We start from the raw sequence: 20520 nt of genomic DNA on the forward strand, positions 1-20520 counted from the left end.
TGGGTGCCCCTCATGCGGCCAGCGCAAGGGGGACAACTCACGACAAACTGACTTCAAAGCACCCGTTTTGCAACGGATCGCACGGTTTTGCCACGCGCTTTCACCTGTGTCTGTCACCGCCAGGCAACGGTTCGACGGTCCCCGGGATTGGAAAAACCGTGCAGCGAGTGAAAGCTAATCGGCATCGTCTGTGCCGCCCCGCACAGAATGATTGTCGACGGTCTCATCGAGTTTTCGATAAAGTGTGGAGCGCCCGATCTTCAGCCGACGCGCAACCTCGGACATCTGGCCGCGGTAGTGCGAGATCGCGAACCGAATGATCTCGCTCTCCAGTTCTTCGAGGGGCCGCATCTCTCCGGCATCGGTCAACATGCCCAGCATCCCGGCTGCGGTCGCTATCGGCGCGATCGGTATCTCAGTACCGGAAATCATGGCTGGTTCATTGGGATGAGATGCCACGAGGATCAGAGGCTCGCCATCAGAACTGTTGGTATCGATGCTGGCGGCTGAGTGCGCGGCAGCCTGCGGAAAATCCGCGACCCCAAGCTCGTCATGATCGCTCATCACCACGGCGCGGTACACCGCGTTTTCGAGCTGCCGGATATTTCCCGGCCATTCAAGCTGCGACAGGTGAGCCATCGCCTCACCGCTGATGCCGCTGATGTGCCGGTTTTCTTCCGCGCAGAACCTTGCGAGGAAGTGCCGCAACAGGTGCGGGATGTCTTCGCGGCGCATCCGCAGCGGCGGAATCGTCAGCGGCAGCACATGCAGGCGATAGAACAGGTCTTCTCGAAATTGGCCTTCTTTGACGCGCTCGAGCAGCTTGCGGTTGGTTGCCGAGATAATGCGGACATCGACCTTCACCGGCTTGCGTCCGCCGACCGCCTCGACGGTGCCCTCCTGCAGCGCCCGCAGCAGTTTGACCTGCGCTGCGAGCGGCAATTCGCTGATCTCGTCCAGGAACAGCGTGCCGCCGGACGCCTCGACGAATTTGCCCGTGTGGCGGTCGGTGGCGCCGGTGAAGGCGCCCTTCTCATGACCGAACAGGATCGATTCCACCAGATTGTCGGGAATTGCGCCGCAATTGACAGCGACGAACGGCTTCGATTTGCGTTCTCCGGTGCCGTGGATCGCGCGCGCGAACAGCTCCTTGCCGACGCCGGATTCGCCTTCGATCAACACAGGTATTGTGGAGGCGGCTGCCTTTTGCGCGATCCGCAGCACGCTGGTCATCGCCTCGCTACGGGTGATGATATCGGCAAAGGTCAAGCGGCCTTCACGACTGTGACGGATGCGCTGCAGCTCGCCCTTTAGCGCGCTGGTGTTGAGCGCGTTGCGCAATGAGACCTGCAACCGTTCGACGCCGACGGGCTTCACCACGAAATCCTGCGCGCCCGCGCGCATCGCCGACACCACATTATCGATACCGCCGTGGGCGGTTTGCACGACGACCGGAATATTGAGGCCGGCCTCTCGCATTTTGGCCAGCACGCCCATGCCATCGAGACCGGGCATGACCAGATCCAGCACCACGGCATCGATCACAGGAGCATCGGCGCTGGTCAGCAGCGTCATGACTGCGTCGCCGCTATCGACGACCATGGTCTCATAGCCGCATTTCTGCACCATGTTTTCGACCAGGCGGCGCTGAACCGGGTCGTCGTCGGCAATCAAAATGCTGGCAGCCATGGCTTTCCCCGCGCACTACAACTATCTGTCTCGAATCGGGGCACTCTCGCCGATGCCGATTAACGCGCTCTTAAACGTTGCCCTCCCGCCTTCCCCTCCCACTTCTCGCATTCCGATTGAACCCAGGTTTCGAACAAGATGAACTCGCGCTCGACCCCCGCTCTTCGCAAACCGTCCACTCAACGCAAGCCCGCCAGCAAGAAAGCGTTAGCCAAATCCAAATCCGGAAAGCTGCCTGAATGGAATCTGGCTGATCTCTATTCCGGCATCAACGCACCGGAAATCACACGCGACCTTGAGAAGCTGGACAAGGAATGCGTTGCGTTTGAGACCGACTATAAAGGCAAGCTCGCCGAACAGACCGCCCGTGAACGAGGCGGCGAATGGCTCGCCGAAGCGGTAAGGCGCTATGAGGCGATTGACGATCTCGCCGGGCGCCTCGGCTCGTATGCAGGTTTGGTTCACGCCGGCGACAGCGTCAATCCGGTGCTAACCAAGTTTTACGGGGATGTTTCGGAGCGGCTGACGAATGCCTCGGTACATCTGTTGTTCTTCGCGCTCGAGCTTAACCGCGTCGATGATGCCGTGATCGAACGCGCGATGCAGGCGCCAGAGCTGGCGCACTACCGTCCCTGGATCGAAGATCTGCGCAAGGACAAGCCGTATCAGCTTGAAGATCGGGTCGAGCAGCTATTCCACGAGAAGTCGCAGAGCGGCTATTCCGCCTGGAATCGGCTCTTCGACCAGACTATTTCCGGTCTGCGGTTTAAGGTCGGCAGCAGGGATCTGGCGATCGAGCCGACGCTCAGTCTGCTGCAGGATCGCGCCGCCGGAAAGCGAAGGGCGGCAGGGCAGGCGCTGGCGAAGACCTTCAAGGCAAATGAACGGACCTTCGCGCTCATCACCAATACGCTCGCCAAGGACAAGGAAATTTCGGATAGATGGCGCGGATTCCAGGACGTGGCGGATTCGCGCCACCTTAATAACCGCGTGGAGCCCGAGGTTGTCGATGCGCTGGTGGCTTCGGTTCGCGCAGCCTATCCTCGGCTCTCGCACAGGTACTATCAACTCAAGGCGCGCTGGTTCAAAAAGAAGAAACTGGCGCATTGGGATCGCAATGCGCCGCTGCCATTCGCCGCGACCGGGAGCATCGGCTGGCCGGACGCTCGGAACATGGTCCTGACGGCCTATCGCGGATTCTCGCCCGAGATGGCGAGCATCGCCGAACGATTTTTCACCGATTGCTGGATCGATGCGCCGGTGCGGCCGGGGAAGGCGCCCGGTGCGTTCTCGCATCCTACCACGCCATCGGCGCATCCATACGTGCTGATGAACTATCAGGGCAAGCCGCGCGATGTGATGACTCTCGCTCATGAACTCGGGCACGGCGTGCATCAGGTGCTGGCCGCGAAAAACGGCGCACTGATGGCTCCGACGCCCCTGACGCTTGCAGAAACTGCGAGCGTGTTTGGCGAAATGCTGACGTTCAAGCGGCTATTAGCAGAGACCACGAGGGCGAAGCAACGCCAGGCGCTGCTTGCCGGTAAGGTCGAGGACATGATCAACACGGTGGTGCGGCAGATCGCGTTCTACACGTTCGAGCGCGCCATTCACACCGAGAGGCGCAATGGCGAATTGACCGCGGAGCGGATTGGCGAAATCTGGCTCAGCGTTCAGGGTGAGAGCCTCGGGCCGGCAATCGATATCCGCCCCGGCTACGAGAATTTCTGGATGTATATCCCGCATTTCATACATTCGCCGTTCTACGTTTACGCTTATGCGTTCGGCGATTGCCTGGTGAATTCGCTGTATGCCGTTTACGAACACGCCCAGGCGGGCTTTGCCGAGCGCTATCTCGCGATGCTCGCGGCCGGCGGCACCAAGCATTATTCCGAATTGCTCAAGCCGTTCGGGCTCGACGCCAAAGACCCTAAGTTCTGGGAGGGCGGCCTGTCGGTCATCGCGGGCATGATCGACGAGTTGGAAGAGATGTCCTGAGGCAGGCTGCGTGTCGGCCGCCTTCCAACCCCAAACAGCCCTGGATAGGCGTCCGCGGACCCGATGCCTCGGCAACGCAGCGGGTGCAGAAAAGTCCGGCCGACGTTGCCCTGTCCAATGGATTGCGGTAATTCCACGGCAGACCCGAACACGAACCGGAGACACTGATGGCTGAGCACAATGAGGTGGCCTACACGACGGCCGACGGGAATGATTATGCGGCCCATGAGCAGACCTATGAAGGTTTCATCATGCTCGTGAAATACGGCACGGCCGCTGTCGTCTTTATCTTAGCCATGATGGCGATCTTCCTGACCTGATCGACCTTCAGATTGCGCCGCCGCTCGGCCGCGCAACTCAAACAACTGCACGCGGCCGCATACAATCCGGTATCCACGCCTGCAGAATTAGCGTTAGCTTGTTCGCGCGTGTGCACCTCGCGCCGGAGGTCTTATGAAGATTGCGGTTGCCAAGGAAGTCGATTCCTCCGAGCCGCGGGTGGCGGCCTCGCCCGACACGGTAAAGAAATTCAAGGCGCTGGGGGTCGATGTCGCCGTCCAGCCGGGTGCCGGCATCAAATCCGGCCTGCCGGATTCGGAATTTGCCGCTGCGGGAGCCAGCGTCAGCGCCGATGCGCTGAAAGACGCTGATATTGTGATCAAGGTGAAGCGCCCCGAGCCTTCCGAACTTGCCAACTACAAGCGTGGCGCGCTGGTCATCGCCATCATGGATCCCTACGGCAACGATGCCGCGCTCAAGGCGATGGCAGACGCCGGTATATCGGCCTTTGCAATGGAATTGATGCCGCGCATCACCCGCGCCCAGGTCATGGACGTGTTATCGAGCCAGGCCAATCTCGCCGGCTACCGCGCGGTGATCGAGGCGGCGGAATCGTTCGGTCGTGCCTTTCCGATGATGATGACGGCGGCGGGCACGATTCCGGCGGCCAAGGTGTTCGTGATGGGCGTCGGTGTCGCCGGCCTGCAGGCGATCGCGACCGCGCGGCGGCTGGGCGCCGTAGTCACGGCCACCGACGTGCGTCCGGCCGTCAAGGAGCAGGTCGAAAGTCTCGGGGCCAAATTCCTCGCGGTCGAGGATGAAGAATTCAAGCAGGCGGAAACGGCCGGCGGATACGCCAAGGAAATGTCAAAGGAGTATCAAGCCAAGCAGGCCGCGCTCACCGCCGAGCACATCAAAAAGCAGGACATCATCATTACTACTGCGCTCATTCCCGGTCGGCCCGCGCCTCGCCTCGTCACCGCTGACATGGTGAAGTCGATGAAGCCGGGATCGGTCCTGGTCGATCTCGCCGTCGAGCGTGGCGGCAACGTCGAGGGTGCCAGAGCCGGCGAAGTCGCCGATGTTGGCGGCATCAAGATCGTCGGGTTTACCAATGTCGCCGGCCGCGTCGCTGCCTCGGCCTCCAGCCTTTACGCGCGCAATCTGTTTTCCTTTATCGAAACCCTGATCGATAAGTCGACCAAGTCGCTTGCGGTGAAGTGGGACGACGAACTGGTCAAGGCCACCGCCCTGACCAAGGATGGCGCCGTCATTCATCCGAATTTCCAGCCCACGACCTAAAGGAGAGCCGCCTATGGATCATATTGCGCAAGCCGTCGATCCCTTCGTGTTCCGGCTTTCGATTTTTGTGCTGGCCGTGTTCGTCGGTTATTTCGTGGTCTGGTCGGTGACCCCTGCGCTGCATACGCCGTTGATGTCCGTGACCAATGCCATCTCCTCCGTGATCGTGGTCGGTGCGTTGCTCGCGGTTGGCGTCGCACTGGTCGGCAATGGCGGTGTCTGGGCGCGCGGCTTCGGCTTCGTGGCGCTGGTGTTTGCCTGCGTCAACATCTTCGGCGGCTTCCTGGTCACGCAGCGGATGCTCGCAATGTACAAGAAGAAAGCCAAGTGAAACGGATGCATCTCGCGGTGACAAAGATTATAGGGGCCTGAGATGAACGCTAATCTTGCCGCGGTTCTATACCTTATCGCCGGGGTGCTGTTCATTCTGTCGCTGCGCGGGCTTTCGAGCCCGGCGTCTTCCCGGCAGGGCAACTTGTTCGGCATGACGGGAATGGCGATCGCGGTGGCGACAACGCTCGCCGCCCATCCGCCGGCCGATGGCGTTGGCTGGTTGCTGGTGGTGCTCGGGGTCGCGATCGGCGGCTCGATCGGTGCTGTGATCGCCCGTCGAGTACCGATGACCTCGATGCCGGAATTGGTGGCGGCGTTCCATTCGCTAGTCGGCATGGCCGCCGTGCTGGTTGCGGCCGGTGCGTTCTACGCGCCGGAAGCGTTCGACATCGGCACGCCCGGCCACATCCATCCGCAGAGCCTGGTTGAAATGTCGCTCGGCGTCGCCATCGGCGCACTGACCTTCACCGGCTCGGTGATCGCATTCGCGAAACTTTCAGGACGCATGAGCGGCGCGCCAATCATCCTTCCGGCGCGGCATATCATCAATATTGTTTTGGGCCTGGCGTTACTGTTGTTCATCGTCCGCCTCGTGCTCACCGGCGGCGCGCTGGATTTTTGGCTGATTACGGTCCTGGCTCTGGCGCTGGGCGCGCTGCTGATCATCCCGATCGGCGGCGCCGACATGCCGGTCGTGATCTCGATGCTGAATTCCTATTCCGGCTGGGCAGCCGCGGGCATCGGATTCACGCTTGGAAATTCAGCGCTGATCATCACTGGCGCGCTGGTCGGCTCATCCGGTGCGATCTTGTCCTACATCATGTGCCACGCCATGAACCGCTCGTTTATTTCGGTGATCCTCGGCGGGTTCGGCGGTGAGACGGCGGCGGCAGGCGGGGCAGCGGCCGAAGCACGTCCGGTAAAATTAGGCTCCGCAGACGATGCGGCGTTTATCATGAAGAACGCGCAGAAGGTCATTATCGTGCCCGGCTACGGCATGGCGGTGGCGCAGGCGCAGCACGCGCTTCGCGAGATGGCCGACACTCTGAAGAAAGAAGGCGTCGAGGTGAAGTACGCGATTCATCCCGTAGCTGGCAGGATGCCCGGCCACATGAACGTGCTGCTCGCGGAAGCCAATGTGCCCTATGACGAGGTCTTCGAGCTGGAAGATATCAATTCGGAATTTGCCCAGGCTGACGTGGCCTTCGTGATCGGCGCCAACGACGTCACCAATCCAGCGGCGGAGGACGATCCGAAATCGCCGATCTACGGCATGCCGGTACTGCAGGTATGGAAAGCCGGCACCGTGATGTTCATCAAGCGATCACTCGCTTCCGGCTATGCAGGTATCGACAATCCCCTGTTCTACCGCGACAACACCATGATGCTGCTTGGTGACGCCAAGAAGATGACCGAGAACATCGTCAAGGCGATGTAGTGGAGGTGAGTTGTGGTGGCGCGGCGTCAAATCATATTGGGCGCCGCTGCTGCCGTCGGAAGCGCAATGATTCGGCCGCTCGCAGCCGCGCCATTGAGTGACGAGAAATAGGGCTTTGTGCGCGCAGCGCCCTGTTCGTTACACTGCGTCCGAGCAATGGCTGCCGGCGATCCGGGTCATTCGTGAAGTCGTGCTTCCGAGCTTGTTGTAGCTCTGCGTAAGCAGCCGATTGTTTTCGGAACTCGTGTTCTAAACGGCTTTGAGGGTCCAGTCAGATGAGCGCGCACGGCCCGACGCCGCGATCGGCATGGATCTTCCCGGCACTAGGCGCGCTGCTTTTCACTGGCGCCACCGCGCTCGGCTTCACATTCACCCCGTCACTTGTCGGAATGCTGTTCGCGGCGGTGCTGCTCGTGATCCTGTTCGGAACGGTATTTGCAGCTGTGCATCATGCGGAGGTGATCGCGGAGCGAATCGGGGAACCCTACGGCACGCTGTTGTTGACGCTTTCGGTCACGATCATTGAGGTCGCGCTGATCGCCACCATTATGCTGGGCGAAAAGCCTGTGCCCACATTGGCGCGCGACACCGTCTTTGCGGTGGTGATGATCGTCGCAATGGCCTGGTCGGAATTTGCATCCTGGCCGGCGGACTGCGCTATCGCGAGCAGGATGTCCAGGTCTCGGGATCGACTCTTTATCTGAGTGTCCTCGTCGTGCTGGCCACGATTACCCTGATCTTGCCGAACTACACGCTCACGTCGCCGGGACCGGTCTATTCGGCCGGACAGCTTGGTTTCGTCAGCGTCGTTACTCTCATTCTCTACGCGGTATTTCTCTATACCCAGACGGTTCGACACCGCGACTATTTCGTCGGTAAATCAGCAGGCTTTGCGCATGACGGTGCGGTCACGTCTAGCCGGATGCTCGGCTTGAACCTCTTGCTGCTGGTGCTGTCGCTCGTCGTGGTCGTACTGCTCGCGAAAAAGTTCTCGCTGGTTATGGACTTCGTCAGCGCATCGATCGGCGCACCACCCGCCTTCGCGGGGGTAGTAGTGGCGCTGCTAATCCTTTTGCCCGAGAGCGTCGCTGCGGTTGCCGCGGCACACAAGAACGATCTGCAGAAGAGCATCAATCTCGCGCTTGGCTCATCGCTGGCAACTATCGGGCTGACGATTCCGGCCGTTGCGATTGCGGCCTACGTGTTGGACAAGCAACTCATCCTTGGGGTCGACGCGCAAGGCATGGTCCTCCTTCTCATGACCTTCGTCGTGAGCATGCTGACTTTCGGGACCGGCCGTACCAACATCCTGTTCGGGCTGGTCCACCTCGTGGTATTTGCTGTCTTTCTATTCATGGTTTTCGTGCCCTAAGCGGGCGGGAGTTAGCGAGAATGATCAGCGCCGAATCGGAGGTTCAGGTCGATACCCCGGAGGTTCGGGTTACCCGGTGGCGGCTGTCGCCGGGCAGCTCCACCGGACATCACATTCACGAGATGGACTATGTGATCGTGCCGGTGACTTCAGGCGAAATGACCATCGTGGCGCCCGGCGGCGAACGCTCAAAGGCGCAGCTTGGGGCCGGGAAATCCTACTTCCGCAAGGCCGGCGTCGAGCACGATGTGCTCAATGAGTCAGCCGAAGAGATCGTGTTTTTGGAAGTCGAATTGAAACCATAACGCCGCCCTCGAGCCGCTTGCCATCGATCCGTCTCAGTTGATCCCTGAATGCGCCTCAAAGTTTCAGCATCAGAACAGCCGGGGAGTGGCCGGAATGCTGAAATACGTCTCCAAATTCGCGATGGACATACTGCCCTCGGTCGCTGCGACCATTATCGGGGCCTATATCGTCAACCATTACATCACCGCCAAACCCGCCGCCGATGCCCCGGCCGCGGTGTCCGCCGCGAGTTCGAACAAGGCCGATGCGAAAGGCGATGGGAAGCCCTCAAGCGCTTCCACAGACCACGCCAATCTGCCCGGGCCGGGGGTGACGGCCAAGGGCATTTCCGAAAAGGCGATGTTCGAGAAGACGGCCGGCGAGAAGCCCGCCGCCGATAAGCCTGCGCTCGTCGAGAAGTCTTCCGAGAAATCCGCCGAGAAGCCGGCCGAGACCGCGAGCATCCCGATAGAGACACGGCGCCGTCAGGCGGGTGCGCGGGAAAAGGGGCCGTTCAAATCTGCTTCCGCGCCGCCGATTGAGCCGGCGGTTGCGCCCGAGGAGCATCGCGATGCCAACGAGCTGGCACGTGCAGCGATCGAGCGGCTGCGTGGCTCGAATGATGGATCGCCGCGCGCGCAGGAAGCCAGCCGGCTTCCCGATCCGCCGCGGGTCCCGGAGGCGGCTCACCTCGTAGCGGCCCCACCCATCCCGGCTCCTGTCGCGTCCTCACCGCCGCCGCTTCCGCCTGCGATCATGGTCTCTACGCCGCCAACCGAGACTTCACCGGCGCCGGTTGAAGTCGACAACCCCAATCGGCCCACTCCGCCAGCTGAGATCCCGACGGCTTCGGTTCCAGCGGGACCGCTTGATCTACGGGCTGAAGCCGCGCAGCCGCCAAGGCGAGAGCACCCCAACGTGGCGGAAGAGATGCTGCTGGCGGCGAAATCGGTATTCCATGCGGTGCTGCCGAAATAGCTCCGAACGCCGGCTTGGCATCTATCAGGATCTGCCGGCGACCCGGGCAAAGCCGGTTCGCGCAGTTTCGTCCTTGGGATGAAGATTGATTGCGCGCGTATATGACTCGGCGGCCTTGGCCTTATCGCCGAGGCGTTCATAAGCGAGACCGCGCGTGGTCCAGATTTGAACGTTCTGCGGGTCGTCCTGCGCCGCCTCGTCGAGATCGGCGCCGGCTTCCTTGGTCTTGTTTAGCGCGAGGTAACTGATTGCGCGACCAAGCAGCGGCTCGGCCTGCTGCGGCCTCAGGCCATTCGCCGCCGTAAAATCATCGACCGCCAATTGGTGCTGCTTTTCGCCTTGGTACAGAAGGCCGCGGCCATACAAGGCATCCGCATTGTTCGGATCGATCTCGATGGCGTTATTGAATGCGGCGAGCGCCTCTTCTGTTTTGCCGGATCGGGCCAGCGTCTGAGCGCGCACGGTGACGGCCTGAGCCTCCGTCACGGCGATTGCGGCTGGAGCAGGCTTGGGAGAGTCCGATCTCTCAGCAATGGCTGACAGGGATCCCAGGTCGAACGAGCAGCCGCAGAGCGCCAATGCGAGCAAGGTTGCCAGCGCAGTTAGCGCGCGCTGACTGCGAACCGAAGGTCCGGAGCGATGAGGACCTGGAGTTGACATGCTGCTGAATCACTCACGCGGCGGAGAGCTTCTTGGTAGCGTGCCGCGCGGCAAATTGCATTGATCAAAAACGAACAACCCAAAACAAAACACGAAAAAACAACGCAAAAAAAGCGGGCTCCAAAGCCCGCGTTGTCGGATTGATACGCTCGGATTTCGTTTAGCGTGGCCCGCGTGGACCAGCCCCGGGACCGCCGCGACCACCGGCGCCACCGCGCTCCGCGCCGGGCCCGGCGCCGAATACCGGCTTCGGTTTCATCGGCAGCAGGCCTTCGCGCTGCAGCTTCTTGCGGGCCAGCTTGCGCGCGCGGCGCACGGCTTCGGCCTTTTCACGGGCCTTCTTTTCAGAAGGCTTTTCATAGTGGCCGCGGAGCTTCATCTCGCGGAAAATACCCTCGCGCTGCATCTTCTTCTTCAGCGCCTTGAGGGCCTGGTCGACATTGTTATCGCGAACGAGAACCTGCACGCGGCATCCTCTTCAATTGATCGGATTAGGTAAAGCAAAGGGCCGGCGAAAGGCCTGGCCCTTAACCCTGAGCGCGCGGATGTATCAGAGAAACCCGGTAATGTCCACCTGCGCGATAGCAATTGGTCGCGCCAGGCCCGGCAAGATCAAGGCTTTTGCTCGGGATCGGGCCGGTTTGGCGGGAACACCTGCGTCACATGCCCCATCTTGCGGCCGGGTCGCGGTGCGCCCTTGCCATAGAGGTGGACGGTCGCGCCAGGGACAGTCAGCCATTCTTCGTAAGTATGGATGTCATCGCCGATCAGGTTGGTCATGGTGACGGGGGCATGGCGGATCGGCTTGCCTAGCTGCCAGCCGGCAATGGCGCGGATGTGCTGCTCGAATTGTGAAATCGATGCCCCGTCGAGCGTCCAATGTCCGGAGTTGTGCACCCGCGGCGCGATCTCGTTGACCAGGAGCTGCGGACCCCGCTCGCCTGGAACCACGAACATCTCGACCGCGAGCACGCCGACATAGTTGAGGGCGTTGGCGATCTTTTCAGCAATGCCCCGCGCCTGTTCCGCGAGTGCATCGGAGATTTCGGCGGGAGCCCGTGAAATTTTCAGGATGTGATCACGATGCTCGTTTTCGGTCACGTCGAAGCATTCGACTTGGCCGTCAGCGGAGCGCGCCACGATCACCGAGATCTCGCGCTCGAACGCAACGAAGGTTTCGAGAATTGCGGATCTGGTCTCGAGCTCTTCCCAAATATGGTCGAGATCGGCCTCATCTCGTAGTAGCACCTGGCCTTTGCCATCATAGCCAAAGCGGCGGGTCTTGAGTACGGCCGGCAATCCGATGCGCGCGATCGCGGCACGCAGGCTCGCTGCCGAGGACACGTCGGCATAATCAGCGGTGCCGATGCCCAATGCTTTTACAAAGTCTTTTTCCGCGAGGCGATCTTGCGTGGTTTCCAGGACTTTCCGGTCCGGCAGCACCGGTCGGCGCGCCCCAAGGATCATCGCGGCCGCAGCTGGCACGTTCTCGAATTCATAGGTGATGACGTCGACGTCGTTGGCGAACAGCTCCAGCGCTTCGACATCGGCATATTCGGCGCAGGTGGCATTCAACACCACATCGAACGCCGGCGAATCCGGGTCTGGTGAGAACACCTGGCATCGCAATCCGAGCCGCGATGCCGCTGTTGCCAGCATTCGCCCCAGTTGCCCGCCGCCGAGAATTCCGATGGTATCGCCAGGCTTCAGCTTGACGTGGGGGAGAGCGGTCACGCAGAGCCCTCCGGCCGCTCGCTTACCGCTTCGGTCTGAGCCTTGCGCCAGGCGGCAAGACGGTTTGCCACCGCCGAATCACTCAGCGCGAGCACGCTCGCCGCGAGCAGCGCGGCGTTGATGGCGCCGGCCTTGCCGATAGCGAGCGTCCCGACCGGAACGCCTGCCGGCATTTGGACGATCGAATAAAGCGAATCAACGCCGGACAACGTCTTGGATTCGATCGGAACCCCGAATACCGGAAGTTCGGTCAGCGATGCCGTCATCCCCGGCAGATGCGCGGCGCCTCCGGCGCCTGCGATAACAATCATGAAGCCGGCCGCCTTGGCTCCCTTGGCAAAGGCGAACAGTCGATCCGGGGTGCGATGCGCCGAGACGATGTGTTTCTCGCTGGAAATGCCAAGCGCATTCAGCGTGTCGGCGGCATGGCGCATGGTTTCCCAGTCCGACTGGCTTCCCATGATGATGGCGACTGGGGCGGGCATTCGTTAATTCTTTCGGGAATCCAAAAACATAGGCCGGAGTATAAGATCGGCCCAAGGTTCGGCAAGACGTGGCGAGGGGTTCGGAATGGACTATCCTGTCTTGGTGAATTCCGGCAAGCCTTCTTCGCGCAGCATATGGAATTCGGTTTTACGAAACCGAAACGCAGCAAATCACGCGGGAGGGTCCGATTTAGGGAAACCTGGTCAGCGCCTTGAGGAAGCCCATGAAGAAGAAACCAGGTGGCGGACGGCTTGCAAAAATCCGCACTAAAGCCGCCGCAAAAAGCCGGACCGCCCGGCCTGGCGCAAAACCGGCGAAAAGGCCGGCTCCGACACCCCGGTTGTCGCCCGTCTCAAATGATCCGAAACGGACGATCCGCCGACTCAGGACCCAGTTGGCCCAGGCGCTGGCCAGAATCGAGGAATTGGAAGCCTCTGCCGATACCGATTTCCTGCTCGATATTCCGAACCGGCGCGGCTTCGAACGCGAGCTCGACCGCTCGATCGCGTATATCAAGCGCTATCATGCGACCGGCGCTCTGATCGTGCTCGATGTGGATCGTTTGAAGCCGATCAACGATGCCTTTGGTCATGCGGCGGGAGATCAGGTTTTAAAGGCCGTGGCGGAGGCCCTGTGCGCAGAGGTCCGCTCTTCAGATGTAATCGGTCGGCTAGGCGGCGATGAATTTGCGCTTCTGTTGTGGAATCTGACCGAGACGGATGCGCGCGCGAAAGCCGTATCGCTAGAGCAAGCCGTTGACCGGCTGGTCTTCACGTTCGATGGGCAGACCGTTGCCGCGGGTGCATCCGCCGGCGTGGCCATTCTCGGTGCCCATGCGGATTCGGGAAGGGCGCTGGAAGAAGCCGATAGCGCGATGTATGTGCGCAAACTGCAAAGACGGCAGGAGGCAAACCGTAGCGCCGGCAAAGCCTAGACCAGACTCGGCTCGTGTGGGTCATTCCGTCAGCACATGACGGGAGCAGGGCACGAAGCTGGTTGACTAGCTGAAGCCGGTTTTGATGATCACGCGAAGCTTATCAAAGACCGCTCAGATCGTCCGGCACGTTGCCGAATTTCCTGAGCAGCTTGGCTTCGGCGAATTCGCCTGACATGGGGTCGCCGGTGCGGCTGAAAGCAACTGCACCGATGCTGCCCGCGGCTCTGGACAAAATCTCGGCGCGCCTTAACGCCGATGAAGAGCTCTGGCATTCTTCCGCTGCGCCGGCCATTGGCGAGCCGGTCTCGTCCTGCAGGAATGGCATCGCGACATAATAGGTGAGATCAGCCATGTTCTCAGCTCCATTTAGTCAGGCAGCATCATTCCCGGCTGCCTGCAATCCCCGCCCTGCATTTCCTGCAATTCCGCCTCGAGATATTCATTGACCATGATCAGCGCCTTGATCGTGCTGCGCAGATTTCCGTTGCACATCGCGATCGCCTGGTCGCAGGCCTGCTCGTAACGATCGTACTGAGAAAATGAAGCAGCTTCGGACATGAGGAGCCTTCCATTAAGTGGGAGACTGAAATCATGTTCCTCTTTTGTTCTCGCGGAGTCAAGAGCGAAGGAGCCACGCTTCATCCCTGAAATTTTCTCTGACCGACGTCCACATTTGCGATTGGCGGCCCGGACCGCTCACAAGGCTAGGCGATGATATCGGGCGTGATCTGGTCTTCGATGAAGGCGATGCGGTCCCGAAGCTGCAGCTTGCGTTTTTTCAATCTTTGCAGCCGCAGCAGATCCGGAGCGGGAGATTGATGCAACGCGTCGATCGCCGCATCGAGATCCCGGTGCTCCTGTTGCAGCCGTGCGAGCTCGGTTTCGAGTTCGCGCTGATCTTCCTCGGTCATGATCTACGTTAGCTGAAAAACGCGACCCGAAAAGGTTCCGGACGCGGCTTATATTTTGTTTAGCTTACACCAAGCCGCCCTCGGTTCCATGCTCGCAATTCGCTACATTTGATATCAAATATGATGACGCGCTTTGCGATACCCATCGACAGATTCGCAACGTGGTGTACACTTGATTGTCCGGATCGAATCTGAGGTCTGTTTCAACCGAGGAGGCTTGGTATGGCAATTGAGGCGCATCTCGTTGAACTGGAACGCAAACACAAAGTTCTTGAAAACGAATTGCATGAAGCTCTCATCCACCTCTCAACAGATGATCTGCAGATTGTCGAATTGAAGCGCCGAAAATTGATGGTTAAGGACGCAATCGAGCGGTTAAGGCATACCGCCGCGGAAACGATGCACTAGACAATACTCCTCAGACGGCACTCCTCAGACGGCCCTGCTGGTTAGCCGGGATGAACGTAACGGCGCTCATCCCTCGGCCCTCCTTCACGTTTCCGCTATTTCTTTAACGTGGTCGGCGATCGCGAGGGATGATGTCAGTCCCGGCGATTCAATGCCGAACAGGTTGATCAGTCCATTGACGCCATGATCCCGCGGTCCCTGGATAAGGAAGTCCTGCGCGGCCACCGCGGGCGGGACGATCTTCGGACGAATCCCTGAATAGCTCGGCATCAACGCGCCATCCGGCAGCGCCGGCCAATAGCGGCGAATCGCGGGATAAAACCGGTCCGCTCGCGCCGGATCGACGGTGTAGTCGATCCTCTCCACCCACTCGACGTCGGGTCCGAACCGAGCCTGTCCAGCCATATCGAGTGTGAGGTGGACGCCGAGCCCGCCGGGTTCGGGCACCGGGTAAATCAGATGAGAAAACGGCGCTCGCGAACTGCAGCTGAAATAATTGCCCTTCGCAAAGTATGCCGGCGGTATCGACTCGATGGGCATCCCGTCAATGCGGCGCGCGATTGCTGGCGCATCAAGTCCCGCGGCGTTGACGAGCAGCCGGCATCGAAGCGAAATCGGCGCCGCGCCGCCGGCGTCAATTTCGATGCCCTCGTCTGTCGCGCGGGCGTGCAATAGCGGCGTGTGAAAAGCACATGCTGCGCCCGCGGCTTCGGCATCACCGCGCAGCGCCAGCATGTAGGCGTGACTATCGATGATGCCGGTGGAAGGCGAAAGCAGCGCCGCATCACAATTCAACGCCGGCTCCCGCGCGCGAGCTTCGACAGCAGAGAGTGTCTGCAGATCGCAAACGCCGTTGGTTTCGGCGTGCGCGCTGATCGCGCTCAGTTTCTCGGTTTCCTTCGCAGTTGTCGCCACGATCAGCTTGCCGCAATTCCGGTGCGGAATCCCATGATCCCGGCAGTAATGATAGAGCGCCTGTTTGCCGGCGACGCACATGCGCGCCATCAGGCTGCCTGCGGGATAATAAATGCCGGCGTGGATCACCTCGCTGTTACGGGACGAGGTCACCGTGCCGATCGCCTCTGCCGCCTCCAGAATGATCACCTCGCGGCCTGCCAGTGCCAGTCGCCGGGCGACAGCAAGACCTATTACGCCGGCTCCGATGACGACGCACTCAACCTTATCCATTCGCCTTCAGATCCGGGATTGATGGGCCGCTCTGCCCATGCGTCTTCAATTGGCGCTCCACGTTCAAACCGCGCGAAATCTGCCCAAGAGCGTTGAGCAGCGCTTACCCAAAGCGAAACCAATTAGCCAAGCATTAATCATGTCCGGGCAATTGCCGTAATTCGCGTCGCATTAACGCGTTGCAAGGGTACGTGTTTACCCGATCCAAACGGGGAAAGTCAGACACTCCAGCCCGAAATGCGCGGGTGACTGATGGTTGACAAGAATTGGGAGGCAGGCGGGAAGAATCTGATTCCTCCGCGGGCCGTCTTGTGCCTGCTTGCCACGCTTGCGTGCCTGCTTGCCAGCTTTGCGGCGCTGCGACCGGCCGTCGCGCTGCCCGAGAAATTTTCGCCGACCAGCTACGTCGGATCTGCCGATCCCAACACCGTCTGGGAATTGCTGATCGGCGGAATGGTGCTCTGCTCCCTTCTGGTTGCGGTCGCGCTTGGGATCCATTCGTCGCTTCGTCGGGTCAAGCGCGCGCAGGTGCGCCGAAATGCTTTCATCAGTTCGGCCTTGAACAATCTCAGCCAGGGCGTCGTGATGAGCGATGCACAGCAGCGAATCGTATTTTGCAATGATCGCTACCTCGAGATCTATGGGGTGTCGCGTTCTGATATCTCTCGGAACATGAGCGGTCGGGAGCTGCTGGAACTGCGGCGTAATCGCGGCCTCATCGATGTGACTGCCGAGGAATATTTCAAACACGCCAGCGCTCCGGAAGGTGTGATCAACGAATTGCCTGATGGACGGTTCATTCTTGTGAAATTCTTCGCATTGCCGAACGGCGGGGCAGTCGCAACTCATGAGGATTGCACCGAGCAGCGCATGCTCTCAAGGCAGCTGGCCTCAACCAAGCAATTCCTTGAATCGATGCTCGACAATGTGCCGGTATGCGTGGCCGCCAAGAACATCGAGAGCGGACGATATATTTTTGCCAATCGTGCCTTCGAGCGGTTCTCACGGTTTTCCCGCGACCACATCGTCGGCAAGCGCGCCGATGAAATCTTCAGTCCCGAGACGACCGCCAGCGTGGAAGAGGCGGACCGCAATGCCTTGAACTCGGCTACAGGAGAATCCCGCACCGAATTGGTGGTAGAACGCGGCCCGGAACGGCGCGTTCTGGCCAGTACGCGCGTGGTCGCGAGAAACGAAAACGGCCAGCCGGAATTTCTGATTGCCTTGTTCGATGACGTCACCGATCGCCAATCGCTGTCCAAGGAGCTGGAGAACACCAAGAAGTTTCTCGAGCTGGTTGTCGACAACATTCCGGTGTCGCTGATCGTGGAGCGCGTCAGCGATGGCCGATATCTGCTCGCCAATCGCAGCGCCGAAACCATCCTGAACCGGCGGCGCGAAGACGCTACCGGACTGAGGGCGACCGACATCTTCAATCCGAGAGAAGCCAAACTGATCACCGCGCGTGATGAGGCCGCGATCAAGAAACGCAGCCTGCTTGTCGAAGAACATCCGATCAGCACCAAGGACGGGCTGCGGCTGTTCCTGACCCGCCGCATGACGGTGCTCGACGACGCTGGTGAGCCGCAATACCTGATCAAGACGCACGAGGATGTTACCGATCGTCGCCAGACTGAATCCCGAATGGCCCACATGGCCTACCATGATGGCCTGACCGATTTGCCGAACCGCGCCGCATTTCTGCAGGCATTGGCGCAAATGATCGAAGCCTGCGAGGGCACCGATGAGGAGTTCGCGGTGCTGTCCCTGGATCTCGACGGCTTGAAGGAAGTCAACGATGTGTTCGGCCATGCAATCGGCGACAAGCTTCTGATCGAAGTGGCGCGCCGTATCCAGGCTTCCGCGCGCGGTGGAGTCGTGGCGCGACTCTCGGGCGACGAGTTCGGGTTGATCATCGATGGCAAGCAGCCCGTCGCAGGCATGCTGCTGGCGGAGAAACTCGCGGAAACGCTGACGACCGAATTCCTGATCGACGGCAAAACGGTTCGAACCGGTGTCACCACCGGCATCTCGGTATTTCCCCACAATGGCGCCGACGCCGCTTCGCTGCTCGCCAATGCCGGCGCAGCCTTGTTCCGAGCCAAGGCCAAATCGCGTGGCTCGATCAGTATCTATGAGCCCGAAATGGACCAGCAGATTCGCGATCGCCGCGTACTGCACCAGGATCTCTCGGTCGCGATCAAGAACGGTGAGTTGTCGTTGCATTATCAACCGCAGGCTACCTCGCGCGATGCTGTGGCCGGCGGTGAAGTCATCGGATTTGAGGCGCTGGCGCGCTGGCTGCATCCGGTGCGCGGCTTTGTGCCGCCCGGTGATTTCATCCCGCTCGCCGAAGAAAGTGGCCTCATCGTTGCCATGGGCGAATGGATCCTCCGCGAGGCTTGCCGCGAAGCTGCCTCGTGGTCGAAGCCACTGCAGGTCGCCGTCAATTTGTCGCCGGCGCAGTTCATGCATGGCGATGTCGTCAATGTCGTGCACTCGATCCTGCTGGAAACCGGCCTTGCGCCAGGCCGGCTCGAGCTTGAAATCACCGAAGGCGTGCTGATCGAGGATTTCGATCGCGGTCTGGCCTTGCTGCGCCGACTGAAGGCACTCGGCGTGCGCATATCCATGGATGACTTCGGCAGCGGCTATTCCTCGCTGAGTTACCTGCAGGCATTCCCGTTCGACAAGATCAAGATCGATCGCGCCTTTGTCATCAATCTTGGCCGCAACCCGCAATCGGCGGCTATCATCCGCGCCGTCATCAGTCTCGGGCACGGCCTTGAGATGTCGATCGTGGCGGAGGGCGTAGAAACCGAGGAACAACTCGGGTTCCTTGCGGACCAGGGTTGCGATGCGGTGCAAGGCTATTTCATAGGCAGGCCTTTGCCGATTGCACAATACGCTGCAATGGTCGGTCGGGCCGCCGCCAGCACCATGGAGCCTGCGCGCAAGACCGGCTAGAGACGGTAGCGTATGGCGGACTACGATCTCGCGATTATTGGCGGTGGCCTGAACGGCGTTTGCATTGCGCGCGACGCCGCCGGTCGCGGGCTGCGGGTCATTCTGCTGGAGCAGGGGGACCTCGGTTCCGCGGCATCTTCGGCGTCTCCGCGATTGATCCACGGCGACCTGGCGCTCCTCGAACATCGCGCGTTGCTGCGCGTGCGCGCCGCGCTGGCGGAACGAGACACTTGGTTGCGGATCGCGCCGCATCTGGTGCGCCCGATGCGCTTTGCGATTCCCGCGCATTCCGACGAGCGGCCATTGTGGCTGTTGCGCGCGGGCCTTTGGTTCTACGACCGACTCTCCTCGCGCCCCGGTCTTCCGGCTTCGAGCACGGTGGACATCACGCATCATCCGATCGGAGATGCCTTGAAGCGTCCCTTCGGCACGGCTTTCGAATATTCCGATTGCGTAGCGGACGATTCCCGACTGGTGATCGCCAACGCTCTCGACGCCGCAGAGCGCGGCGCCGCCATTTGTACAGGAGCACGCTGCATTCGTGCCGAGCAAACTGAGGTGTGGCGTCTGGTGGTGATAGATCGCGGCCAGCGCAAGGTCTTCACCGCGCGGGCTCTCGCCAACGCCACGGGGGCATGGACCGCCTCGATTGCTGAAACCGTCCTGCGCGTGCCGCCGCCAGGGCTCGCCACGCCTGTCCAGATCAGCCAAATCATCGTCCGACGCCTGTTCGACAACGACAATGTCTACGTCTTCCAGAACAGCGACCGCCGGCTCGTGTTCGCAATGCCCTATGAGCGCGATTTCACACTGATCGGCACGGTCCGGCATCCCTTCAAGGGCGATCCCGCAGCGGTGTCGATGCCCGCCCCTGACATCGCTTATCTCTGCGAAGCCGCGAATCGCTATTTTCGCGAGCGGGTCGAACCCTCCGACGTCATTGCGACGCGCTCCGGCGCCAACATGGCCGTCAACCCCACAAGTTCGCATCCGCTCGATGGAGCTATTACCCTTCGCGCGACACGCCGCAAAGCGCCATTGCTGGCACTGTTCGGCGGCGACATCACGACCGCCCGGCGGCGCGCGGAACGGGCAGTCTCGATGCTGACGCCGTTCTATCCGATGTCGCGGTCGTGGACCGCGAACTCGCCGTTGCCCGGTGGGGATTTCGCCTGGCAACGATTTGACGCCCAGGTAGAGGCCGCATGCGAGCGTTGGCAATTTCTTACCGAGCGCGAGGCGCAGCGGCTGGTCGGCGCCTACGGTTCGCGCCTCGCCGCGGTGCTTGGTGAAGCCAAAAACAGGGCGGACTTGGGGCCGGCGTTCGGCCCGGAGCTGACCGGTGCGGAGGTTCGCTATCTCATGGCAAACGAATGGGCACGCTTTCCCGACGACATCCTCTGGCGGCGTTCGAAGCTCGGCCTGACCATTCCGCCTGCGGATCGCGAGGCCCTGGCGGTGTTCATGGCGAGCCCTTCGTGAGCACGATCCGATCGTCAGCTCCCGCTTGGCTCTCTTGAGCCGATGCGGATCCGCCGTTAGCGTGCAGCCGGGG

20 protein-coding genes and 1 pseudogene are annotated in these 20520 nt (G+C 60.7%); 12 read left to right on the forward strand and 9 right to left on the reverse strand.

From position 1 onward, the window contains the following. Positions 1–174 precede the first annotated feature (174 nt). Positions 175–1689: a sigma-54 dependent transcriptional regulator gene (locus VJV58_RS05345; protein WP_324136300.1), complete on the reverse strand. Its 1515-nt coding sequence runs from the start codon at positions 1687–1689 to the stop codon at positions 175–177. A gap of 138 nt (positions 1690–1827) precedes the next feature. On the opposite strand from VJV58_RS05345, the gene VJV58_RS05350 reads away from it, so the two are divergent. From VJV58_RS05350 to VJV58_RS05385, 8 genes and pseudogenes are all read left to right on the forward strand, one after another. Beyond that, complete coding sequence (locus tag VJV58_RS05350) at positions 1828–3687, forward strand: M3 family oligoendopeptidase (RefSeq protein WP_324136301.1); 1860 nt, start codon at positions 1828–1830, stop codon at positions 3685–3687. A 167-nt stretch (positions 3688–3854) separates the two neighbouring features. Further along, entirely contained in the window at positions 3855–4007 is a 153-nt protein-coding gene (locus VJV58_RS05355) for an aa3-type cytochrome c oxidase subunit IV (RefSeq protein WP_324136302.1), read from the forward strand. Positions 4008–4140: 133 nt separating this feature from the next. Further along, positions 4141–5268: a Re/Si-specific NAD(P)(+) transhydrogenase subunit alpha gene (locus VJV58_RS05360; RefSeq protein ID WP_324136303.1), complete on the forward strand. Its 1128-nt coding sequence runs from the start codon at positions 4141–4143 to the stop codon at positions 5266–5268. Positions 5269–5281: 13 nt separating this feature from the next. Then, positions 5282–5599 (forward strand): proton-translocating transhydrogenase family protein, encoded by a 318-nt coding sequence (locus VJV58_RS05365; RefSeq protein WP_324136304.1) that lies wholly within the window; start codon positions 5282–5284, stop codon positions 5597–5599. Between the two features lie 42 nt (positions 5600–5641). Beyond that, entirely contained in the window at positions 5642–7039 is a 1398-nt protein-coding gene (locus VJV58_RS05370) for an NAD(P)(+) transhydrogenase (Re/Si-specific) subunit beta (RefSeq protein ID WP_324136305.1), read from the forward strand. Between the two features lie 275 nt (positions 7040–7314). After that, positions 7315–8411, forward strand: a pseudogene (locus VJV58_RS05375) (calcium:proton antiporter). 20 nt (positions 8412–8431) lie between these two features. After that, entirely contained in the window at positions 8432–8716 is a 285-nt protein-coding gene (locus tag VJV58_RS05380) for a cupin domain-containing protein (protein WP_324136306.1), read from the forward strand. Between the two features lie 94 nt (positions 8717–8810). Beyond that, complete coding sequence (locus VJV58_RS05385; protein ID WP_324136307.1) at positions 8811–9674, forward strand: hypothetical protein; 864 nt, start codon at positions 8811–8813, stop codon at positions 9672–9674. 24 nt (positions 9675–9698) lie between these two features. Here VJV58_RS05385 and VJV58_RS05390 read toward each other — a convergent pair whose 3' ends face one another. From VJV58_RS05390 to purE, 4 genes are all read right to left on the reverse strand, one after another. After that, positions 9699–10160 carry a tetratricopeptide repeat protein gene (locus VJV58_RS05390; protein ID WP_324136308.1) on the reverse strand — a complete coding sequence of 154 codons (462 nt, stop codon included), beginning with the start codon at positions 10158–10160 and terminating at the stop codon, positions 9699–9701. A gap of 334 nt (positions 10161–10494) precedes the next feature. After that, complete coding sequence (rpsU, locus tag VJV58_RS05395) at positions 10495–10800, reverse strand: 30S ribosomal protein S21 (RefSeq protein WP_079564913.1); 306 nt, start codon at positions 10798–10800, stop codon at positions 10495–10497. A 146-nt stretch (positions 10801–10946) separates the two neighbouring features. Beyond that, entirely contained in the window at positions 10947–12068 is a 1122-nt protein-coding gene (locus VJV58_RS05400) for a 5-(carboxyamino)imidazole ribonucleotide synthase (RefSeq protein ID WP_324136309.1), read from the reverse strand. Continuing rightward, positions 12065–12553 carry a 5-(carboxyamino)imidazole ribonucleotide mutase gene (purE, locus tag VJV58_RS05405; RefSeq protein WP_324136310.1) on the reverse strand — a complete coding sequence of 163 codons (489 nt, stop codon included), beginning with the start codon at positions 12551–12553 and terminating at the stop codon, positions 12065–12067. Before purE ends, VJV58_RS05400 begins: the two co-directional genes overlap by 4 nt. A 224-nt stretch (positions 12554–12777) precedes the next feature. On the opposite strand from purE, the gene VJV58_RS05410 reads away from it, so the two are divergent. Then, positions 12778–13488: a GGDEF domain-containing protein gene (locus tag VJV58_RS05410; RefSeq protein WP_324136311.1), complete on the forward strand. Its 711-nt coding sequence runs from the start codon at positions 12778–12780 to the stop codon at positions 13486–13488. A gap of 103 nt (positions 13489–13591) precedes the next feature. Here VJV58_RS05410 and VJV58_RS05415 read toward each other — a convergent pair whose 3' ends face one another. From VJV58_RS05415 to VJV58_RS05425, 3 genes are all read right to left on the reverse strand, one after another. Then, positions 13592–13843: a hypothetical protein gene (locus VJV58_RS05415; RefSeq protein ID WP_324136312.1), complete on the reverse strand. Its 252-nt coding sequence runs from the start codon at positions 13841–13843 to the stop codon at positions 13592–13594. Positions 13844–13857: 14 nt separating this feature from the next. Beyond that, positions 13858–14049 (reverse strand): hypothetical protein, encoded by a 192-nt coding sequence (locus tag VJV58_RS05420; protein ID WP_324136313.1) that lies wholly within the window; start codon positions 14047–14049, stop codon positions 13858–13860. A gap of 146 nt (positions 14050–14195) precedes the next feature. Beyond that, positions 14196–14402, reverse strand: coding sequence for a YdcH family protein (locus VJV58_RS05425; protein WP_324136314.1), 207 nt, complete (start codon positions 14400–14402; stop codon positions 14196–14198). 222 nt (positions 14403–14624) lie between these two features. Between VJV58_RS05425 and VJV58_RS05430 the strand changes: the two genes are divergently transcribed. Then, entirely contained in the window at positions 14625–14810 is a 186-nt protein-coding gene (locus tag VJV58_RS05430; RefSeq protein WP_324136315.1) for a YdcH family protein, read from the forward strand. A gap of 84 nt (positions 14811–14894) precedes the next feature. Here the strand turns inward: VJV58_RS05430 and VJV58_RS05435 are convergent, their stop codons facing one another. Beyond that, positions 14895–15998: an NAD(P)/FAD-dependent oxidoreductase gene (locus VJV58_RS05435; RefSeq protein ID WP_324136316.1), complete on the reverse strand. Its 1104-nt coding sequence runs from the start codon at positions 15996–15998 to the stop codon at positions 14895–14897. Positions 15999–16250: 252 nt separating this feature from the next. Between VJV58_RS05435 and VJV58_RS05440 the strand changes: the two genes are divergently transcribed. Both VJV58_RS05440 and VJV58_RS05445 read left to right on the forward strand, forming a co-directional pair. Continuing rightward, positions 16251–18965 (forward strand): sensor domain-containing protein, encoded by a 2715-nt coding sequence (locus VJV58_RS05440; protein WP_324136317.1) that lies wholly within the window; start codon positions 16251–16253, stop codon positions 18963–18965. 12 nt (positions 18966–18977) lie between these two features. Further along, the gene (locus tag VJV58_RS05445) at positions 18978–20447 is read left to right on the forward strand and encodes a glycerol-3-phosphate dehydrogenase (protein ID WP_324136318.1); all 1470 of its coding nucleotides are present in this window, start codon (positions 18978–18980) and stop codon (positions 20445–20447) included. Positions 20448–20520 lie beyond the last annotated feature (73 nt).

The sequence above is a fragment of the Bradyrhizobium sp. genome (assembly GCF_035273305.1).
Taxonomy (GTDB): domain Bacteria; phylum Pseudomonadota; class Alphaproteobacteria; order Rhizobiales; family Xanthobacteraceae; genus Bradyrhizobium.